This window comes from Streptomyces sp. CB02923, from assembly GCF_001905005.1.
Taxonomy (GTDB): domain Bacteria; phylum Actinomycetota; class Actinomycetes; order Streptomycetales; family Streptomycetaceae; genus Streptomyces.
In genome coordinates this window covers 97788-117267 of record NZ_LWKZ01000005.1, presented here as the reverse complement: position 1 = coordinate 117267, position 19480 = coordinate 97788, and the positions used below count along the sequence as shown (strand labels likewise).

At 72.0% G+C, this 19480-nt stretch carries 17 protein-coding genes; 8 read left to right on the top strand and 9 right to left on the bottom strand.

Annotation, left to right across the window (positions count from 1 at the left end):
- Window positions 1-90 precede the first annotated feature (90 nt).
- The 4 genes from rlmN (at window position 91) to A6A06_RS09550 (ending at window position 5255) form a co-directional block, all read left to right on the top strand.
- Window positions 91-1197 (top strand): 23S rRNA (adenine(2503)-C(2))-methyltransferase RlmN, encoded by a 1107-nt coding sequence (rlmN, locus tag A6A06_RS09565; RefSeq protein WP_073760779.1) that lies wholly within the window; start codon window positions 91-93, stop codon window positions 1195-1197.
- A gap of 246 nt (window positions 1198-1443) precedes the next feature.
- Window positions 1444-2523: a thiamine ABC transporter substrate-binding protein gene (locus A6A06_RS09560; protein WP_073760778.1), complete on the top strand. Its 1080-nt coding sequence runs from the start codon at window positions 1444-1446 to the stop codon at window positions 2521-2523.
- Window positions 2524-2579: 56 nt separating this feature from the next.
- Window positions 2580-4193: an ABC transporter permease gene (locus tag A6A06_RS09555; RefSeq protein ID WP_073760777.1), complete on the top strand. Its 1614-nt coding sequence runs from the start codon at window positions 2580-2582 to the stop codon at window positions 4191-4193.
- On the top strand, window positions 4194-5255 hold the full coding sequence (locus A6A06_RS09550) for an ABC transporter ATP-binding protein (protein ID WP_073760776.1): 1062 nt from the start codon (window positions 4194-4196) through the stop codon (window positions 5253-5255). It abuts the gene before it with no gap.
- 183 nt (window positions 5256-5438) lie between these two features.
- On the opposite strand, the gene A6A06_RS09545 is transcribed toward A6A06_RS09550, so the two are convergent.
- The 6 genes from A6A06_RS09545 to A6A06_RS09520 all read right to left on the bottom strand — a co-directional run bounded on the left by A6A06_RS09545 (window position 5439) and on the right by A6A06_RS09520 (window position 12040).
- Complete coding sequence (locus A6A06_RS09545; RefSeq protein ID WP_073760775.1) at window positions 5439-6452, bottom strand: hypothetical protein; 1014 nt, start codon at window positions 6450-6452, stop codon at window positions 5439-5441.
- A 305-nt stretch (window positions 6453-6757) separates the two neighbouring features.
- Window positions 6758-7933 carry an LOG family protein gene (locus tag A6A06_RS09540; protein WP_079193914.1) on the bottom strand — a complete coding sequence of 392 codons (1176 nt, stop codon included), beginning with the start codon at window positions 7931-7933 and terminating at the stop codon, window positions 6758-6760.
- Window positions 7934-8002: 69 nt separating this feature from the next.
- Complete coding sequence (locus tag A6A06_RS09535) at window positions 8003-9214, bottom strand: hypothetical protein (RefSeq protein ID WP_073760774.1); 1212 nt, start codon at window positions 9212-9214, stop codon at window positions 8003-8005.
- On the bottom strand, window positions 9196-9927 hold the full coding sequence (locus A6A06_RS09530; RefSeq protein WP_073760773.1) for an ABC transporter ATP-binding protein: 732 nt from the start codon (window positions 9925-9927) through the stop codon (window positions 9196-9198). The genes A6A06_RS09535 and A6A06_RS09530 overlap by 19 nt, the downstream gene beginning before the upstream one ends.
- A 275-nt stretch (window positions 9928-10202) precedes the next feature.
- Window positions 10203-11564, bottom strand: a complete 1362-nt coding sequence (locus tag A6A06_RS09525; RefSeq protein ID WP_073760772.1) for an aspartate aminotransferase family protein — start codon at window positions 11562-11564, stop codon at window positions 10203-10205.
- A gap of 2 nt (window positions 11565-11566) precedes the next feature.
- Window positions 11567-12040 carry an Lrp/AsnC family transcriptional regulator gene (locus tag A6A06_RS09520; RefSeq protein ID WP_003980199.1) on the bottom strand — a complete coding sequence of 158 codons (474 nt, stop codon included), beginning with the start codon at window positions 12038-12040 and terminating at the stop codon, window positions 11567-11569.
- 179 nt (window positions 12041-12219) lie between these two features.
- On the opposite strand from A6A06_RS09520, the gene A6A06_RS09515 reads away from it, so the two are divergent.
- Together A6A06_RS09515 and A6A06_RS09510 are read left to right on the top strand one after the other, a co-directional pair.
- Window positions 12220-13674, top strand: a complete 1455-nt coding sequence (locus A6A06_RS09515; RefSeq protein ID WP_073760771.1) for a gamma-aminobutyraldehyde dehydrogenase — start codon at window positions 12220-12222, stop codon at window positions 13672-13674.
- 127 nt (window positions 13675-13801) lie between these two features.
- Window positions 13802-14986 carry a polyamine ABC transporter substrate-binding protein gene (locus tag A6A06_RS09510; protein ID WP_073760770.1) on the top strand — a complete coding sequence of 395 codons (1185 nt, stop codon included), beginning with the start codon at window positions 13802-13804 and terminating at the stop codon, window positions 14984-14986.
- A gap of 8 nt (window positions 14987-14994) precedes the next feature.
- Here A6A06_RS09510 and A6A06_RS09505 read toward each other — a convergent pair whose 3' ends face one another.
- On the bottom strand, window positions 14995-15942 hold the full coding sequence (locus A6A06_RS09505; RefSeq protein ID WP_199930782.1) for a hypothetical protein: 948 nt from the start codon (window positions 15940-15942) through the stop codon (window positions 14995-14997).
- Between the two features lie 135 nt (window positions 15943-16077).
- Here A6A06_RS09505 and A6A06_RS09500 point away from each other — a divergent pair, with 135 nt between their 5' ends.
- Complete coding sequence (locus A6A06_RS09500; RefSeq protein WP_073760769.1) at window positions 16078-16611, top strand: HXXEE domain-containing protein; 534 nt, start codon at window positions 16078-16080, stop codon at window positions 16609-16611.
- A gap of 25 nt (window positions 16612-16636) precedes the next feature.
- On the opposite strand, the gene A6A06_RS09495 is transcribed toward A6A06_RS09500, so the two are convergent.
- Together A6A06_RS09495 and A6A06_RS09490 are read right to left on the bottom strand one after the other, a co-directional pair.
- Window positions 16637-17329, bottom strand: coding sequence for a glycerophosphodiester phosphodiesterase (locus A6A06_RS09495; RefSeq protein WP_073760768.1), 693 nt, complete (start codon window positions 17327-17329; stop codon window positions 16637-16639).
- A complete protein-coding gene (locus A6A06_RS09490) occupies window positions 17317-18339 on the bottom strand; it encodes an adenosine deaminase (RefSeq protein WP_073760767.1) in 1023 nt (340 codons plus the stop codon). The genes A6A06_RS09495 and A6A06_RS09490 overlap by 13 nt, the downstream gene beginning before the upstream one ends.
- 131 nt (window positions 18340-18470) lie before the next feature.
- Between A6A06_RS09490 and A6A06_RS09485 the strand changes: the two genes are divergently transcribed.
- Window positions 18471-19478: a DUF4190 domain-containing protein gene (locus A6A06_RS09485; RefSeq protein WP_073760766.1), complete on the top strand. Its 1008-nt coding sequence runs from the start codon at window positions 18471-18473 to the stop codon at window positions 19476-19478.
- Window positions 19479-19480 lie beyond the last annotated feature (2 nt).

Below are 19480 nucleotides of genomic sequence, written 5' to 3'. Positions count from 1 at the left end.
CATCGCGTGGCGGGCCTTTGGCATGCCGCACGCGCGCCCCGGATCGCGTCGGCGATCGTCACTTCGTACGTCTGCGACACTGGAAGAACCATGCCTAAGCCCGGAGAACTCACTTTCGTCGCGCCGCGCGGAGCCAAGAAGCCCCCGCGGCACCTTGCCGATCTCACCCCCGCCGAGCGGCGCGAAGCCGTGGCCGCGGCCGGTGAGAAGCCGTTCCGCGCCAAGCAGCTGTCGCAGCACTACTTCGCGCGGTACGCGCACGACCCGGCGGAGTGGACCGACATCCCGGCCGCGGCGCGGGAGAAGCTGGCCGCGGAGCTGCTGCCCGAGCTGATGAGTGTTCTGCGGCACATCTCCTGCGACGACGACACGACCCGTAAGACCCTGTGGAAGCTCCACGACGGCACCCTCGTGGAGTCCGTCCTGATGCGCTACCCGGACCGGGTCACGATGTGCATCTCGTCGCAGGCCGGATGCGGCATGAACTGTCCGTTCTGCGCGACGGGGCAGGCCGGGCTGGACCGGAACCTGTCCACCGCCGAGATCGTTCATCAGATCGTCGACGGTATGCGGGCGCTGCGCGACGGCGAGGTTCCGGGTGGGCCGGCCCGGCTGTCCAACATCGTCTTCATGGGCATGGGCGAGCCGCTGGCGAACTACAAGCGGGTCGTGGGCGCGATCCGCCGGCTGACCGACCCCGAGCCCGACGGGCTGGGCCTCTCCCAGCGCGGCATCACGGTGTCCACGGTCGGTCTGGTCCCGGCCATGCTGCGGTTCGCGGACGAGGGCCTGAAGTGCCGCCTCGCGGTCTCGCTCCACGCACCCGACGACGAGCTGCGCGACACCCTCGTGCCGGTCAACACGCGCTGGAAGGTGCGGGAGGTACTGGACGCGGCCTGGGAGTACGCGGAGAAGTCCGGGCGACGGATCTCGATCGAGTACGCCCTGATCCGGGACATCAATGACCAGGCATGGCGCGGTGACCTGCTGGGCCGCCTGCTCAAGGGCAAGCGCGTGCACGTGAACCTGATCCCGCTGAACCCGACGCCCGGCTCGAAGTGGACCGCCTCGCGCCCCGAGGACGAGAAGGCGTTCGTGGAGGCCATCGCCGCGCACGGAGTGCCGGTGACCGTCCGCGACACGCGCGGGCAGGAGATCGACGGCGCCTGCGGACAGCTCGCGGCCTCGGAGCGCTGACCGCCCGCTGGTACTGTGTGATCGAACAAATGCACATTCCGACAGGGGAGCGCCACAGCGCTGAGAGTGCGGCAGTGTCACGGACCTAGCGTCACGGACACAGAGGTGCCGCAGACCCTTGAACCTCGCCCGGGTCATTCCGGGTAGGAAGTTCGGTCGTCACTCATGCTGTTGCGCCCTGCCCGGCCTTCGACGCGAAGCGCCGGGCGGGGCCGCGTCTCTTCCTGGCCAGCCAGGAGGAATCCAGTGAGCACCACCAGAAGGATCACGGTCACCGCGCTGGCCGTCGCGGCCGGCATGACGGCGCTCGCCGCGTGCGGCACGGGCGGCAGCGGCGCCAGCAAGGACCCGAAGACCGTCACGCTCGTCAGCCACGACTCCTTCAACATCTCCAAGTCCGTGCTGGAGGAGTTCACCCGCCAGACCGGCTACAAGGTCGACGTGCTCAAGGGCGGGGACGCGGGCAAGGCCGTCAACCAGGCGATCCTCTCGAAGAGCAACCCCCAGGGCGACGTCTTCTTCGGCATCGACAACACGCTGCTGTCGCGTGGCCTGAAGGAGGGGATCTTCAGCCCGTACCAGGCCAAGGAGCTGGCGAGCGTCCCCGAGGAGCTGCAGCTCGACAAGGCGGAGCACCGCGTGACGCCGGTGGACTACGGCGACACCTGCGTCAACTACGACCGGGCCTACTTCGCCGAGCACAAGATCGCGCCGCCGCAGACCTTCGACGACCTGCTCAAGCCCGCCTACAAGGGGCTGCTGGTCACCGAGAACTCCGCCACGTCGTCACCGGGGCTCGCCTTCCAGCTCGGCACCATCGCCAAGTACGGCGAGTCCGGCTGGCAGGACTACTGGAAGAAGCTCAAGGCCAACGGCGTGGAGGTCGTGGACGGCTGGGAGCAGGCGTACAACGAGCGCTTCTCGGGCTCGGCGGCGGGCAAGGGCAAGGGCGACAAGCCCCTGGTGGTCTCCTACGCGTCCAGCCCGCCCGTGGAGGTCCTCGGCAAGAAACCGGAGCCCGAGGAGGCACCGACCGGAGTCGCCACCGGCACCTGCTTCCGGCAGATCGAATTCGCGGGCCTGCTCAAGGGCGCCGGGAACGAGAAGGGCGGCAAGGCGCTGCTGGACTTCCTGCTGAGCAAGAAGTTCCAGGAGGACGTGCCGCTCCAGATGTTCGTCAACCCGGCGCGCAAGGACGCGAAGGTGCCGGAGCTGTTCACCAAGTACGGCGAGAAGATCGACAAGCCGGGGACGGTGGCTCCGGAGACGATCACCGAGAACCGCGAACAGTGGATCAAGCAGTGGTCCTCGCTCGTCCTGAAGTAACCGGCCGCGAGAAGCGGGCGCGCCGCTCACGCGGGACGGCCACGCGGCTGGCCCTGATGGCCCTGCCGCTCGCCTTCTTCGCGCTGTTCTTCGCCTACCCGGTCGCCGCGATCGTCGGGCGCGGGCTGAAGGACGGCGGACAGTGGCAGCTGGGCCGGGCCGGTGAGGTGCTCTCCGACCCGGACGTCCTGCACGTCCTGTGGTTCACCGTCTGGCAGGCGGCGGCCTCGACCGGGCTCACGCTGCTGATCGCGCTCCCCGGCGCGTATGTCTTCGCGCGCTTCGAATTCCCCGGAAAGCGGCTGCTGCGGTCCGTGGTCGCGGTGCCGTTCGTCCTGCCGACGGTGGTGGTGGGCTCGGCGTTCCTGGCACTGGTCGGGCGCGGCGGCGTGCTGGACGAGCTGTGGGGCGTACGGCTGGACACATCGGTGTGGGCGATCCTGCTGGCGCACGTGTTCTTCAACTACGCCGTGGTCGTACGGACCGTCTCCGGCCTGTGGGGGCAGCTCGACCCGCGGCAGGAGGAAGCGGCCCGGGTGCTCGGGGCGTCCCGCTGGGGCGCCTGGCGGCGGGTGACGCTGCCCGCCCTGGCCCCAGCCGTCGCGGCCGCCGCACTGATGGTCTTCCTCTTCACCTTCACCTCCTTCGGGGCGGTGCAGATCCTGGGCGGCCCGAAGTTCTCCACACTGGAGGTGGAGATCTACCGGCAGACCGCCGACTTCCTGGACCTGCCGACCGCTGCCGTTCTCACGTTGCTCCAGTTCGCCGCCGTACTGGCGCTCCTGGGCCTGCACGCCTGGACCGTACGGCAGCGGGAGTCCGCCCTCACGCTCGTCGACCCGGCGCAGACGGTACGGCGGCCCCGCGGCGCCGGCCAGTGGGCGCTGCTGTGGGGAACGCTCGTCGTGATCGCCCTGCTGCTGGTGATGCCCCTGGTGGTACTGATCGAGCGGTCCTTCGCCGGGCCGGACGGCTACGGGCTCGTCTTCTACCGGGCTCTGCAATCCGCCGCCTCGATGGACAGCACGTTCGCCGTCGCCCCGCTGAACGCCCTGTGGAACTCGCTCGCCTACGGGGCCGCCGCCACGCTGATCGCCCTGGTCGTGGGAGGGCTGGCGGCGGCCGCGCTGACGAAGCGGGGCGGCCGGCTGGTGCGGGGGTTCGACGCGTTGCTGATGCTGCCGCTCGGAGTTTCGGCGGTGACCGTCGGCTTCGGTTTTCTGATCACTCTCGATCAGCCGCCGCTCGATCTGCGCTCGTCGTGGTGGCTGGTGCCGCTGGCGCAGGCCCTGGTCGGTGTCCCCTTCGTCGTACGGACCATGCTGCCCGTGCTGCGCGCGGTGGACGACCGGCTGCGGGAGGCCGCGGCGGTGCTGGGGGCCTCACCGTGGCGGGTGTGGCGCGAGGTCGACCTGCCGCTCGTGCGGCGGGCGCTGCTGATCGCCGCGGGCTTCGCGTTCGCCGTGTCGCTGGGCGAGTTCGGCGCGACGGTCTTCATCGCCCGGCCGGACAACCCGACGCTGCCGGTGGCCGTGGCGCGGCTGCTGGGACGCGCCGGAGAACTCAACTACGGGCAGGCGATGGCACTGTCCACGATCTTGATGGTGGTGTGCGCGGGCGCGCTGCTGGCGCTGGAGCGCATCCGTACCGATCAGGCCGGAGAGTTTTAGATGGCGGAACACGCCGACCGTACGGCGGACGAGGCACTGCTGCGGCTGGCGGACGTCACCGTCCGCTTCCGCGACGGGCAGCCGCCGGCACTGGACGCGGTGGACCTGGACGTCGCCGCGCAGGAGATCGTCTGCGTGCTGGGGCCCAGCGGCAGCGGGAAATCCACCCTCCTCCGCGTCGTGGCGGGGCTGCGGCCCGCCGACGCGGGGCGCGTGTACCTGGAGGGCCGCGACCAGTCGGGCGTCCCCACGCACCGGCGCGGCGTCGGGCTGATGTTCCAGGACCACCAGCTCTTCCCCCAGCGGGACGTCGGCGGCAACGTGGCCTTCGGCCTGCGGATGCGCGGGGTGTCCCGCGCCGAGCAGGAACGTACGGTGGCCGGCCTCCTGGACCTCGTCGGCCTGCCGGGTGCGCAGCGGCGCGCCGTCGCCGCGCTGTCCGGTGGTGAGCAGCAGCGGGTCGCGCTGGCCCGGGCGCTCGCGCCGCAGCCCCGGCTGCTGATGCTGGACGAGCCGCTCGGCCAGCTCGACCGCGGCCTGCGGGAGCGCCTGGTCGTCGAACTGCGCCGGGTCTTCGGGGAGGTGGGGACGACCGTGCTGGCGGTGACCCACGACCAGGGGGAGGCGTTCGCCCTCGCCGACCGGGTGGTGGTCATGCAGGAAGGGCGGATCGCGCAGAGCGGCACACCGCTGGAGGTCTGGCAGCGCCCCGCCACCGAGTTCGTCGCCCGTTTCCTCGGCTTCGACAACGTGGTGGAGGCGACGGTACGGGGTGGGACCGCCGACACTCCGTGGGGCAAGCTCCCGGTGCCGGAGGGCACGGCGGACGGGCCGTGCCGCCTGCTCGTACGTCCGGCGGGCGTACGGATCACGACCGCCACGGAAGGGCTTCCGTGCACGGTCGCGGCCCGCACCTTCCGCGGCACCCACGTCACGCTCCAGCTCCGGCCCGCTTCCGGACCGCAGCTGGAGGCGGCCTGCGCCCTGCGCGACGCCCCCGAAGACGGGAAGAGGGTGGGGGTCCTCTTCAGCGCGGAGGACGTCGTGGTGCTGGACCGCTGACGGGCGGGGGGCGGGTGCCTCCCGGCCGCCGGACTGCTGAGGCGGCGGGTGAGCACCTCCTGGCCGCCGGGCCGCTGAGGCGACGGGTGCGTACCTCCCGGCCGCCGGGCCGACGGCTGACTTCCGGCCGCCCGGCCGCAGCGGGCGAGCGGCTGCCTTCCGGCCACCGGACCGTGACCGCTCCTACGAGCCGGCGCGGTTGCCCGCCGGGCGGGCCGGCTCGGCGCCGGACCGGACGTCGCCGTCCGCCGACTGCCCGGCCAGGGCCGTGTCCGGGGCTTCCGCCGGAGCCGGCACCGCGGCATCGGCCGTACCGGTCGCGGAGCCGTCTTCCGGCTCGCCGAACCAGGCGACCGCGACGGCACCGGCCACCGCGACGACGAAGCCCAGCACGGCCATCCAGGCGAAGCCCGGCCGGGAGGAGTCGCCGAGCCACAGCACCCCGAGGATGCCCGGAACCACCGTCTCGCCCACCACCAGTGCCGCCGTGGCGCCGTTGACCGAACCGATCTGGAGGGCGACCGTGTGCAGGTACATGCCGCCGATGCCGGCGACGAGAATCGCGTAAAGGGCCGGGTCGGCCAGGAGCGTGGGCAGGTGGAACGGGTCGACGCCGTTCAGTACGCGCACGCCGACGCCGAGCGCGCCGAAGCCCAGGCCCGACAGCAGACCGGCGAGAATCGCGGCGCGGCTGCCGAGCAGCCGGACGATCAGCGTCCCTCCGCCGATCAGTGCCACCGAGGCGGCCAGCAGCCACCAGTGCGTGGTCGTCGAGGAGTCACCGCCGCCTTCCGGCCCTGCCGCCGTGGCCAGCAGGACCAGCGCCGAGCAGACCACGGCGATGGAGGCCCACTCGGGACGGTTCAGCCGGATGCCGAGCAGCTTGATGCTGAGCACGGCGGTGATCACGAGGTTGGCGCTGATGACGGTCTGCGAAAGGAAGAGCGGCAGCAGCCGGGCGGCCAGCGCACCCAGCCCGAACCCCACGAAATCCAGCACAGTGCCGACCATGAACTCCCAGGTCACAGCGGCTTTGGCGGTGGAGGAGAGGCTGGGGCCGCCGTGCTGGGTGACGCCGGTCGTGGACGCGGCGGCCGCCTCCCGGCGCGCGGACTTGCGCGATCCCACCGCTTGCAGGACCGACCCCGTGCCGTAGCAGGCCGAGGCCGCTACCGCCGTCAGAAGACCGATGAGCACCAAGAACTCCGTTCGCGCACTGCATGGATTTACCTGTTCATTACCTGGCTAGGCAGACGTGGATTCGGGGGCGGGAGTTGCCTCGGACGGTCAAACAGATGCCGCGGGGCAAAGGACGGGCCGGCTCTCCGGAAGGTGTGCGCCGCCGTCGGCCGACACGTTCGGCTACCGCAAGGGCAGCACCAAACACGGTCTCCTGCCGGTTGCGGATCAGGGCGACTCCGAGACACCGGGTCTGCACAACACCGGCCGCTGACCGCCCTCGCCGCCCAGCGTCCACGGCGCCGGGCGGCGTGCGGTGTTCTTCACCCCGCCGTGGCATCCGCGAGGCGGGCCAGCGCCTCCGGGGCCTCTTCCACCGAGTCGACCAGAGCGATCTTGGCGGACATGGCGCGCTCCGCCGCGAGCGCCTGCAGCAGCGGCCAGGCGGGCAGCCTCTCGGTCCAGTGGGCACGGTCCACGAGCACCATCGGGGCCGGCTCGCCCCGCGACCCGTAGTAGTTCGGGGTCGCGTTGTCGAAGATCTCCTGCACGGTGCCCGCCGCGCCCGGCAGGAACACCACCCCGGCGTTGGAACGCGCCAGGAGGCCGTCCTCACGGACCGCGTTGACGAAGTACTTGGCGATGTGCGCCGCGAAGGCGTTCGGCGGCTCGTGCCCGTAGAACCAGGTGGGGATGCCGACCGAGTCGCCACCGCCCGGCCGGCGGGCGCGCACCTCGAAGGCGGCCCGCGCCCAGTCCGTCACCGAAGGGGCGAAGTGCGGCGTCTTGGCGAGGAGCGCCAGGCTCTCGTCGAGCATGGCGTCGTCGAAGGGTGCGGCGTAAGCGCCGAGGTTCGCGGCCTCCATCGCCCCCGGGCCGCCGCCCGTGGCGACCGTCAGACCGGCCCGGGTGAGCCGTCGGCCGAGCCGGGCGGCGCCTTCGTAGGCGTCGGTCCCGCGCTCCAGCGCGTGTCCGTCCATGACACCGACGACGCGGGCGCCGGTGAGGTGTTCGTCCAGCGCGTCGGAGACGGCGTCGTCGTGGATGCCGCGCAGCATCGAGGCGAAGACGTCGCCGTCCGACATGGTCCGCCGGTACCAGTCGTACGCGCGGGCATCGGGCGTCGCCGCGTAGCCGCCGTCGGTGGCGAGGCCCTCGAACAGCTCGTCGGACGTGTAGAGACTGCCGCGGTACGGGTCGAAGGGCAGATCCGGTACCGGCGGGAAGACCAGCGCACCGCCCGCCCGCACGCTCGCGGCGGCCTCCGGCTCCATCCGGCAGCCGAGGAAGACGGCGTCGGAGACCGGCGTGCCCAGCAGGGCGGACGTGCGGCCGGTCAGATCGACGGACTGGACGCGGAAACCGCGGAGACCGCCCCCGGCCAGCACGCGGTCGAACGCGACGAGTGACTCGATCTCGCGGTCGCTGCCGCGGCGGGGCGACCGCGCGATGGGGCGATGGGACGCGGAGGACTCGGAGTTCGGCTGCACGCCCGTCATCGTAGGCGGGCGTTCCGAGGGTCGGGGACGCCCGGGGGGGGGAGGGGCGCGAGGAATGCGAGGTGGGTGTCAGTGGAGCAGAGGGAGGGCGGCGAGCTCGGCGATGGCCCAGGTCAGCGGCCCGAGGACGAGCAGGAGGGCCAGGATGCGGAGGGCGGAGGCGCGGTGCAGGAGGGAGCGGGGCGTACCGAGGCGGCGGAGGGCGGCGGTGGTGTGCGTACGGGCCCAGCGGGCTTCCAAAGCCGCCGTGAGGGCGCTGGCCGTCACACAGGCCAGGACGAGCGCCGCGCCCAGCCCCGTGAGAGGGCCGAGGGGCCGGGTGGGGGCGGCGTCGTACACCATCGCCGCCGCGTACGTACCGGAGGCGACCGCGCAGAGCACGCCGAGCGGACGGCCGATGCGCCGGGACTCCTCCTGCAGGACACGGCCCGCGAGGAGGCGTACGGCGCCCGGACGGCCGGCGGCGAGCAGCCGGCCGGACAGCTGCGTCAGGCCCGGACCGGCCAGGACCAGGCCGAGGGCGGACAGCGCCCAGCCCGCCAGGACACCCGGCGGGCTGCCGATGAGGCGTTCCGGCAAGGGGAGGAGTGTGTCGGCGTCGGCGGAACCGCGGCTGACGTAGACCTCCAGGGCGAGTCCGGCTGCCGTCAGCGTGATCCCCCACGGGAGCGCGGCGGGTACGGAGGAACGGGTGCTGTTGGTGTCCATGGCGGTGAGCGGGTCGCCGGTGCCGGTGGCTGCCCGGACCCCGCGCCGGCCGGCGCGGGCGTCCTTGCGGGGCCGCAGGACGACGGCGGTGGCGGCGGCCGCCATCAGCGGGACGACGGCGAGGAGTATCAGCGCACCGGCCAGGGGCAGCGGGCTGCCCGCGCCGAGGAGCTCGGTGGCGGAGCCGGTCGCGGTCGCGCCGCCCAGGTCGCCACGGAGCGCGAGGAAGACCAGCAGCGCGAAGAAGCTGCCCAGGACACAGGAGACCGCGGTGGAGGTGGCAGCGATCAGGGTCAGCCGGACGGGCCCCAGGCCGGCGGCGGACATGCCCCGCTGCGGACGGGAGGCGGGGTCGGTACGGGCCGCGGACACGGCGAGCTGGGTGGTGGCCGCGACCGGGACGGCGCACCAGAGGAGGCGTACGAGAGCGTCGGTGGCCGTCGCCGGGTGGGCGGCGGCGTGGCCCAGTGCGGCCAGGAGGAGGAAGCCGGTGCCGGCGGAGGCGGCGGCCACGAGCAGGCGGCGCAGGAGGACGAGGGGGTGGGCCCCGCGGGCTAGACGGAGAGCGAGCACTCTGCCCTGCTTTCCTTGTCGGAGGCGGGGGCCTTGGTGCCGACGCGCCGGCCGTCGAGGAGCGCCACGGTGCGGTCCGCGAGGGTCTCGGCCTCGGGCTCGTGGGTGGCCAGGACGACCGTGATGTCGTGGGAGCGGGCGGCCGTGGTGATGGCGCGCAGGACCTGGGCGGCGTCGGCGCGGTGCAGCGGCGCGGTGGGCTCGTCGGCGAACAGGACCCGCGGAGCGCAGGCCAGGGCGCGGGCGATGGCGATGCGCTGACGCTGTGACTGGTCGAGGCGGCCGGGACGTTGGCGGGCGCACATGCCCACGTCCAGCCGGTCCAGCCATTCGCCGGAGGTCTGCTTGGCGGCGCGGTGACCGACTCCGCGCAGCAGCAGGGGGAGGGCGGCGTTCTCCCAGGCGGTCAGCTCGGGGACGAGATGCGGTTCGGTGTCCACCCAGCTGAAGCGGTCCAGGCGCAGCCGTTCACGGCCGGCGGCGGAGAGTGTGTGCACGGGTGAACTGTTGAACCAGATCTCGCCGCTGTCCGGCGCAAGTTGGCCGGAAAGGCACCGCAGGAGCGTCGTCTTGCCGCAGCCGCGAGGCCCGGTGACGGCGAGGATCTCGCCCTCGCGGACACCCAGGGAGACCCCCACGAGCGCGGGGGATCCGGCGTAGGTGTGGTGCAGGCCGCGCGCCCAGAGAACGTCGTTGTCAGGTGGGGCCACCATCTGCGCACCTCATGCTCGTCGCGTCCGATCGTTCCCCCAACCGGGTGAACGACCATGGAGAGTATCGGTCACTGGCACGGTAAGGAGTGGCGACCCTCGGTATTCGGCGCTCGCCGCGCACCACGGCTCAGGTTCACTCAAATGGCGGCTTATATGAAGAACCCGGCCGGGTGTGCCGTTGCCGGTCGGCTTCGGTCGCCTTCGCTCGTCGACCGGGCGGGCCGGGGCGGGCCTGGGCTGACGCGGGCGCGGACCCGTCCCCCGGTCCCCGTTCGTCAGAGCTTCGACCAGGCCTCCGTGAGCGTCCCCCGCAGGATCTGCTCGATCTCGTCGAAGACCGGCTGGTCGGCGATGAGCGGCGGGGCGAGCTGGATGACCGGGTCGCCGCGGTCGTCGGCGCGGCAGTACAGGCCGTTGTCGAAGAGGGCCTTGGAGAGGAAGCCGTACAGGACCCGCTCGGTCTCCTCGTCGTTGAAGGACTCCTTGGTGGTCTTGTCCTTGACGAGTTCGATGCCGTAGAAGAAGCCGTTGCCGCGGACGTCGCCGACGATCGGCAGGTCGTGGAGCTTGCGCAGGGTCGAGAAGAAGGCATCCTCTTTGTCGAGCACGTGCTGGTTGAGGCCCTCGCGCTCGAAGATGTCGAGGTTGGCGCAGGCGACGGCGGCGGAGACCGGGTGGCCGCCGAAGGTGTAGCCGTGCAGGAAGGTGTTGTCGCCCTGGTAGAACGGCTCGGCCAGCCGGTCGGAGATGACGCAGGCGCCGATGGGGGAGTAGCCCGAGGTCATGCCCTTGGCGCAGGTGATCATGTCGGGTACGTAGTCGAACTTGTCGCAGGCGAACATCGTGCCGAGGCGGCCGAAGGCGCAGATGACCTCGTCGGAGACGAGCAGCACGTCGTGGCGGTCGCAGATCTCGCGTACGCGCTGGAAGTAGCCGGGCGGGGGCGGGAAGCAGCCGCCCGCGTTCTGCACCGGCTCCAGGAAGACGGCGGCGACGGTGTCCGCGCCCTCGAAGAGGATCTGCTGCTCGATCTGGTCGGCGGCCCAGCGGCCGAACGCCTCCGGGTCGTCGCCGAAGAGCGGTGCCCGGTAGATGTTGGTGTTCGGGACCTTGTGCGCGCCGGGGACCAGCGGCTCGAACGGGGCCTTGAGGGCCGGCAGGCCGGTGATGGACAGGGCGCCCTGCGGCGTGCCGTGGTAGGCCACCGCACGCGATATGACCTTGTGCTTGGTGGGCTTGCCGGTGAGCTTGAAGTACTGCTTGGCCAGCTTCCACGCGGTCTCGACGGCCTCGCCGCCGCCGGTGGTGAAGAAGACCTTGTTCAGGTCGCCGGGCGCGTGGTGCGCCAGCCGCTCGGCGAGTTCCACGGCCTTGGGGTGGGCGTACGACCAGATGGGGAAGAAGGCCAGTTCCTGGGCCTGCTTGAGCGCGGTCTCGGCGAGTTCGGCGCGGCCGTGCCCGGCCTGGACGACGAAGAGGCCGGCCAGACCGTCGATGTAGCGCTTGCCCTTGTCGTCGTAGATGTCGGTGCCCTCGCCGCGCACGATCGTCGGCACGGGGGCGTTCTCGTACGACGACATGCGGGTGAAGTGCATCCACAGGTGGTCGTAGGCCGTCTTCGAGAGGTCAGCGGTCATGGCTATCTGGTTCCCCAGGTGTAGGTCTGCTTACGGAGCTTGAGGTAGACGAAGCTCTCGGTGGTCCGGACGCCGGGCAGCGTGCGGATCCGCTTGTTGATCATTTCCAGGAGGTGGTCGTCGTCCTCGCAGACGATCTCGATGAGGAGATCGAAGGAGCCCGCGGTCATGACGACGTACTCGACCTCTTCCATGGCCGTCAGGGCGTCGGCCACCGGGTCGAGGTCACCTTCGACGTTGATCCCGACCATCGCCTGCCGCCGGAAGCCGACCGTGAGGGGGTCGGTGACCGCGACGATCTGCATCACGCCTTGGTCGAGCAGTTTCTGTACGCGTTGCCGCACCGCCGCCTCGGACAGGCCGACGGCCTTGCCGATCGCGGCGTACGGACGGCGGCCGTCCTCCTGGAGCTGCTCGATGATCGCCAGGGAGACGGAGTCGATCGACTGGGTGCCGTTTCTGTCACGAGTGGCCACATCCCTCACTGTGCACGAGCCTCGTCAGTCCCGCAACCCCGATTCAATGAAATCAGTTGCCTGTCGCGCTCGATATCACTGATTTCGTTGTTCACCCTTTGTGGGTATGTCGAAAACGTTGCCTTCCTGACTAGGGTGGGCATCTCAACCACTGGACATCTGACTAGGAGGGGTCGCTCGTGACCACCGAACTGCGTCGGCTGCGCAACTACATCGACGGGGAGTTCCGGGACGCCGCCGACGGGCGGACCACGGAGGTGGTCGACCCGGCCACGGGTGAGGCGTACGCCACCGCTCCGCTGTCCGCCGCCGCGGACGTCGACGCCGCCATGGCCGCCGCCGAGGCCGCCTTCCCCGCCTGGCGCGACCTGGTGCCGGCCGAGCGCCAGAAGGTCCTGCTCAAGATCGCCGACCGCTTCGAGGAGCGGGCCGAGGAGCTGATCGCCGCCGAGTCGGAGAACTGCGGCAAGCCCCTCGCGCTCGTGCGCTCGGAGGAGATCCCGCCGATGGTGGACCAGATCCGCTTCTTCGCGGGGGCCGCCCGGATGCTGGAGGGCCGCGCGGCGGGCGAGTACATGGACGGCTTCACGTCGATCGTCCGGCGCGAGCCGGTCGGTGTCTGCGCGCAGGTCGCGCCGTGGAACTACCCGATGATGATGGCGGTGTGGAAGTTCGCGCCGGCGCTGGCCGCGGGCAACACCGTGGTCATCAAGCCCTCCGACACCACGCCCGCCTCGACCGTGCTGATCGCCGACATCATCGGCAGTGTGCTGGACGAACTGGGCCACAGCCGCGGCGTCTTCAACGTCATCTGCGGCGACCGCGACACCGGCCGCCTGATGGTCGAGCACCGCACCCCGGCGATGGCCTCGATCACCGGCTCCGTACGGGCCGGTATGCAGGTCGCCGAGTCCGCTTCGAAGGACCTCAAGCGGGTCCACCTGGAGCTGGGCGGCAAGGCGCCGGTCGTGGTCTTCGAGGACACCGACATCGCCAAGGCCGTCGAGGACATCTCGGTGGCGGGCTACTTCAACGCGGGCCAGGACTGTACGGCCGCGACCCGCGTACTCGTCCAGGAGTCCATCCACGACGAGTTCGTGACCGCGCTCGCCAAGGCCGCCGCCGACACCAAGACCGGCGCGGCGGACGACGAGGACGTGCTCTACGGGCCGCTGAACAACGCCAACCAGCTGGCGCAGGTCAAGCGCTTCATCGACGGCCTGCCCGCGCACGCCAAGATCGAGGCGGGCGGCCACCAGGTCGGCGAGAAGGGCTACTTCTACGCGCCGACCGTCGTCTCCGGTCTCCAGCAGGACGACGAGATCGTCCAGCAGGAGGTCTTCGGCCCGGTCATCACCGTCCAGTCCTTCCGGGACGAGGACCAGGCCGTCGAGTGGTCCAACGGCGTCGAGTACGCGCTGGCGTCCTCGGTGTGGACCAAGGACCACGCGCGGGCGATGCGGATGTCCAAGAAGCTGGACTTCGGGTGCGTGTGGATCAACACCCACATCCCGCTGGTCGCCGAGATGCCGCACGGCGGGTTCAAGAAGTCCGGCTACGGCAAGGACCTCTCCGGCTACGGCTTCGAGGACTACACGCGCATCAAGCACGTGATGACGTCGCTCGACGGCTGAGCGACCCGCCACGGCGGCGGGCCCGGCGGACCCGGCCCGCCGCCCGGCACACCGTCGTGGGCGGCGGCCCGGCAGCCGACGCTCTGTCGCTTGCCGCCGCCGCCCACGGCGCGTGAGAGTGCTCGCCATGGCTGAACTTTCGCGGCGTTCGCTGCTACGGAGCACGGTCGGTACGGGAACGGCCGGGGCGCTGGCCCTGCTGGCGGCCGGATGCGGAGTGCCCGCCGCGTACGTCGGCCCGGCCGACCGCGCCGCCCCGGACCGCTCGGCCCGCGACCGGCGCCTGACCTTCGCCAACTGGCCGCTCTACATCGACGTGGACGAGCGGGACACCCGGCGGCGGCCGACGCTGGAGGCGTTCGAGAAGCACACCGGCATCTCGGTCACGTACACCGAAGAGATCAACGACAACGACGAGTTCTTCGGAAAGATCAGCCCCGCGCTGATGAACCACCAGCCGACCGGCCGCGACCTGATCGTCATCAGCGACTGGATGTGCGGCCGCTTCGTACGCCTCGGCTGGGTGCAGGAGATGGACCGGGCCCGGCAGCCGAACGTCGCACGGCACCTCGACCCGCTGCTGCGCGCACCGCACTTCGACCCGGGACGCAAGCACTCCGTGCCGTGGCAGTCGGGCATCACCGGCATCGCGTACCACCGCAGGAAGCTCGGCCGGGAGATCCGGCACACCGCGGACCTGTGGAAGGACGACCTGCGCGGACGGGTGACGCTGCTGTCCGGGCTGGACGAGTCGTTCGCGATGCTCATGCAGGGCGACGGCGTGGACATCACGCGCTGGACGGAGAGCGACTTCTACCGGATGACCGGCCGCATCCGCCGCCTGGTGGCCGAAAAGCACATCCGGCGCTTCACCGGCAACGACTACATCAAGGACCTGGCCTCGGGGGACGTGCTCGCGGCACAGGCGTATTCGGGCGATGTCATCCAGCTCAGGGAGGACAACCCGGACATCGAGTTCGTGGTGCCGCAGGAGGGCGCCGAACTGTGGGCGGAGAGCCTGATGATCCCCGCCCGCGCGGAGCACAAGCGCAACGCGGAACAGCTGATCGACTTCTACTACCGGCCGGAGATCGCCGCCGAGCTGGCCGTCTGGGTCAACTACGTCTGCCCGGTGCCGGCCGCGCGGGACGTCCTCGCCTCCTCCAAGGACGGGGAACGTGCCGCGCTGGCCGAGGACCCGCTGGTCTTCCCGGACGACGCGATGCGCGAGCGGCTGGCCATCGCCCGCGACATCACCTCCAAGGAGCGCCCGGCGTTCGCCAAGGAGTGGAACGGGATCGTGGGGCTGTGAGGCGCCGGTCAGCGGGGGGTGCTGTGCGCGACCGTCCGCTCCAGGGCCGTGCGGAGCCGTTCGTACGTGGGGGCGAGGTCCCGTAGGGCCGCTTCCAGCGACGTGTCGTCCCCGGAGACGGTGGGGAGTTGCAGGCCGCCGAGGATGCGGGACTGTTCGGCCAGGAGGGCGGCCGGGGCTTCAAGGCCCAGCGACCCCAGGCACGCGGACGCGTCGTTGAGGCGGCGGGCGCCGACCTGGATGGCGAAGGAGCCGAGCAGGCCGCGGGCCTCGGCGGTCAGGTCGCCCTTGGCGACCTGGTCCGCCAGCGCCTCGACCGCGGCGGCCCCGCCCAGCGATCCGGGCGGGACCGGCAGGTCGTCGCGCCCGGCCAGCCACCGCACGGCGTCGGGCAGCGACCGCCGCAGGGCGTCGGCCGGGTCGGTCGCCCGCTCTCGTACGAAGGCGGAGCGCATCACGTACGCGTCGTCGGTGTACGGCACCGTCTCCGCGCGCCAGGCGGCGGCGAACGCCGGGGCGGGCAGTGTCGCGTACGGGTGTCCGTGCGGGTCGTGGAGGAGGATGGTGCCGTTCTCGACCGCGAGGACGACCACGTAGTGGTCGGCGCCGATCGCGGTGCCGGAGCCGGACTGGAACAGCAGCAGGCCCATCTCCAGAGGGCCGGCCAGGACCGGCCCTTCCGCGCAGGCGGCGCGCAGCCGGGCCAGTGCCTCGTCCTGGGTACCGCCCGCGTCGCGTACGCAGCGCAGGCCGAGCGCCGGTATGGCGGCGTCCAGGCCCAGCTCCGGGTCCCAGCCGTACGGGTCGAACAGCGGCAGGGTGCCGCCGATGAGCTGGACGCCGAACGGGGAGCCGGTGAGGGTTTCGATGACGGCGGTCGACGGGGCCGCGGGGCCGAGCACCATCGCGAGACAACTGCTGTAGCAGTACGGGCCGGAGCCGGTGTAGGTGAGCACGAGGGTCCTAGGTGAGGGGAGCAGGGGCGGACGGGCGTGTCCCTCAGTGGACGGCTTGACACCGTGACAAGGTCAAGTGCGTTCGTAAGTGGCCGGGTGTGAGCGGTATTTGGGCTTGTGCCAGACTCGGCCGTCATGTCGAAGACCACGCAGGACATGAGCCCCGCCGTCACGTTCGGGCTGCTCGCCGCCTGGGCGCTGCACGACGCGGAGGAGGTGGCTTTCGGGCCGCGCTGGATCCGGGCGCGCCTGCCGGAGTTGCGGAAACGGTTCCCCGGGGCGCCGGAACGCCTCTGGAAGGCGTTGGAGGGCGTCGACCAGCGGGAGTTCACGGTCGCGGTGGGCGCCATGGCCGTGATCGTGGCCGCCGCCTCGGCACAGGGACACCGCACCGGCGGCCGCTCGGCCTTCTTCCAGGGCGCGGTGGACGGATTCGGGCTGCACGGCCTGGTGCACCTCGCGCAGGCCGCCGCCGTACGCGGCTACACCCCCGGCTCGGTCACCTCACCGCTCATCGTCGTCCCGTACGCCCTGTGGGCGCGCGGCAGACTGCGGCACGCGGGGCGCCTCAGGCCCGCGGACGTGCGCGGCACGGTGAGCGGACTGGCCGTGGCCGGAGCGGCCACGGCCCTGTCCCACTTCGTCGCGCGGCGGCTGCTGCGGCGCTGAGCCGACGGGCGAGGGCCGGTACGCGTCAGAGCGCGGCGCGTACGGCGGCCACGCGGTTGGTCGTGACGGCGTCGACGCCCGCCCGTCCGAGGCGGCGCGCGGCGCGGAGCGTGTCGGTGGTCCAGGCGGCGAAGAGATAGCCGTCGCCGTGGGCCCTCTCGACCAGGTCCCGGGTGACCAGGCCGAAGTGGTAGTTGAGCCAGCGGGGGCGGACCCGGGCCAGCAGTTCGGGGCGGGGCGGGGCCGTCCGGCTCCAGGAAAGGGCGAGTTCGGCGGCCGGGTCGGCGGCGCGCACGGCCAGCATGGACCGGCCGCCGCCGCAGTAGTACGCGCGATCGGCGGCGCCGGACTCGTGGACCTCGGTGACGGCGGCCCGCGCGGCCGCGGGGTCCGGCAGGTCGACCAGGGCGCGGGCGGCCGGGTACCCGGCGGTGAGGGCGAGGGCGTCGCGCAGCGTGGGCACACCGCCCGCGGTGACCTCGTCCACCTGGGAGTACGTGAGCGAGGAGAGCCGGCGGTCGTGGCCCCACAGGCGTTCCAGCGTCGGATCGTGCAGCAGGACCGGTACGCGGTCGGCGGTCAGCCGTACGTCGATCTCGACCGCGTCGGCGCCCGCTTCGAGCGCCGCACGGAGCGAGGCGAGGGTGTTCTCGCGGTGGTCGTACGGGGCGCCGCGGTGCCCGATGACCGTGACCCGTCCGGCCCTCACCGCGGCCACGCCGCGGTGTAGTCGTCGATCTCGGTGGCCAGCGCCGCCTTGGCGGAGGCGTCCATGAACGAGGCCTCGACGGCGTTCTTGGCCAGGGCGGCGACCCCGGCGGCGTCCAGGTCCAGCAGGCGCGCGGCGACGCCGTACTCCAGGCACAGGTCCGTGCCGAACATCGGCGGGTCGTCGCTGTTGATCGTCACCAGCACCCCCGCGTCGACCAGCTCCTTCAGCGGGTGCTCGTCGAGGGTGCGCACGGCGCGGGTGGCGATGTTCGAGGTCGGGCAGACCTCCAGCGGGATGCGGTGCTCGGCGAGGTGGGCCAGCAGCTTCGGGTCTCGCACGGAACTGGTGCCGTGGCCGATCCGCTCGGCGCGCAGGTCGGTGAGCGCGTCCCAGACGGTCTGCGGGCCGGTGGTCTCCCCGGCGTGCGGGACCGAGTGCAGGCCCGCGGCGATGGCGCGGTCGAAGTACGGCTTGAACTGCGGGCGCGGCACGCCGATCTCCGGGCCGCCGAGCCCGAAGGAGACCAGCCCCTCCGGCCGCAGGTCGCAGGCGATCCGCGTGGTCTCCTCGGCCGCCTCCAGACCGGCCTCGCCAGGGATGTCGAAGCACCAGCGCAGCACCACGCCCAGCTCGGTCTCCGCCGCCCGGCGCGCGTCCTCGATGGCCTCGACGAAGGCGTCGTCCGGGATGCCGCGGCGGGTGGAGCTGTAGGGGGTGACGGTCAGCTCGGCGTAGCGGATGTTCTGCCGCGCCATGTCGCGGGCGATCTCGTACGTCAGCAGCCGGACGTCCGAGGCGTCACGGATGAGGTCCACGACGGAGAGGTAGACCTGGATGAAGTGGGCGAAGTCGCGGAAGGTGAAGTAGTCGGTGAGCGCCTCGGGGTCGGTGGGGACCGCGGAGTCCGGGTGGCGGGCGGCCAGCTGCGAGACGATGCGCGGGGAAGCCGATCCGACGTGGTGGACGTGCAGCTCCGCCTTCGGCAGTCCGGCGATGAAAGCGTCGAGATCGGACAACGGTTCCTCCTGGTCGAGGGGTGGAGCTGGGGTGCTGCGGACGGTGTTCATCGTAAGTGGGACCTGCTTCGGCGGACGGTGCAGGTCTTAGCATGGGCGGACAGTGAATGGGGGGGATTGTGGGGGTGTCGATGTCCGACAGTCAGGAGCCTGAGCCGCGCGACCCGTGGGCGCCGCCGGAGGACCGGGGGCCGCAGGCCGGGCCGGTGGCGGACGCGCGGGCCAAGGCCGCGTCCGCGGCGGACGGGCCCGGCGCTTCCGGCGCTCCGGCTGCTTCCGGCGGGTCAGGGGCAGCGGGTGAGGCGGGTGCTCCGGGCGGTCGGTACGACGTTCCGCCGCCGCCACCCGCGCCGGGCACGGCGGGGGCGTACGCGCCGCCCTCCGGCGCCCCGCCGATATCCGGCGCCGGGGCGAACGGGCAGCGCCCCGGGAACCCGTACGGCACCGCCGGGCCTCCGCACGACGGCGTCTCCCCGTACGGCACCGCCGGGCCTTCGCACGGTGACGGCGTCTCCCCGTACGGCACCGCCGGGCCCGGCTGGGGCGGCGCTCCCTACGCGGGCGGTCACCCGGGGCAGCAGCTGCCGCCCGGCTACCAGCAGCAGTGGATGCCTGCCGGGGCGAACAACGGGTTCGGCACGGCCGCTCTCGTCCTCGGGATCGTGGGCGCCGTCCTCAGCGTCACGGTCGTGCTCGGTGTCCTGCTCGGGGTGCTCGCGGTCATCTTCGGCGGTGTCGGACGGGCGAGGGCCTCCAGGGGCGAGGCGGACAACGGCGGGAGCGCGCTGGCCGGAGTGGTCCTGGGCGGGGTGGCGGTCCTGCTGAGCGTGTTCATGATCTGCTTCTTCGTGGTGGTCGACGCGACCTTCGCGGGGTACGGCGACGACCCCTGGGACCCCGGCTACTCCGACGGGTCGGGCTCCGACGGCCCCGGCCACGGCCCCGGTCACGGCGGCTCCGGTTCGGGCGGTGGCTCCGGTTCCGACGACGACGGCCCGGACACGTACGAAGCCGCGCCCGCCCCCGGCCCCCGTACGCACGGCACCGCGCCCGCGCTCGGACCGGCCGCCGTCCCTGCCCTCCCTGTCCTCTCTGCCCTCCCGGCCCGGTCCGGGACCCGGCTCGTCGTCCTCGCCTGAGC

Excerpts from the sequence above, each read along its gene's own strand:
- A6A06_RS09510 (WP_073760770.1), top strand. The coding sequence starts at position 13,802 with ATGGCTGAACTTTCGCGGCGTTCGCTGCTACGGAGCACGGTCGGTACG.
- A6A06_RS09485 (WP_073760766.1), top strand. The coding sequence starts at position 18,471 with ATGTCCGACAGTCAGGAGCCTGAGCCGCGCGACCCGTGGGCGCCGCCG.
- rlmN (WP_073760779.1), top strand. The coding sequence starts at position 91 with ATGCCTAAGCCCGGAGAACTCACTTTCGTCGCGCCGCGCGGAGCCAAG.
- A6A06_RS09550 (WP_073760776.1), top strand. The coding sequence starts at position 4,194 with ATGGCGGAACACGCCGACCGTACGGCGGACGAGGCACTGCTGCGGCTG.
- A6A06_RS09540 (WP_079193914.1), bottom strand. The coding sequence starts at position 7,933 with ATGACGGGCGTGCAGCCGAACTCCGAGTCCTCCGCGTCCCATCGCCCC.
- A6A06_RS09525 (WP_073760772.1), bottom strand. The coding sequence starts at position 11,564 with ATGACCGCTGACCTCTCGAAGACGGCCTACGACCACCTGTGGATGCAC.
- A6A06_RS09555 (WP_073760777.1), top strand. The coding sequence starts at position 2,580 with ATGGCCCTGCCGCTCGCCTTCTTCGCGCTGTTCTTCGCCTACCCGGTC.
- A6A06_RS09500 (WP_073760769.1), top strand. The coding sequence starts at position 16,078 with ATGTCGAAGACCACGCAGGACATGAGCCCCGCCGTCACGTTCGGGCTG.
- A6A06_RS09530 (WP_073760773.1), bottom strand. The coding sequence starts at position 9,927 with ATGGTGGCCCCACCTGACAACGACGTTCTCTGGGCGCGCGGCCTGCAC.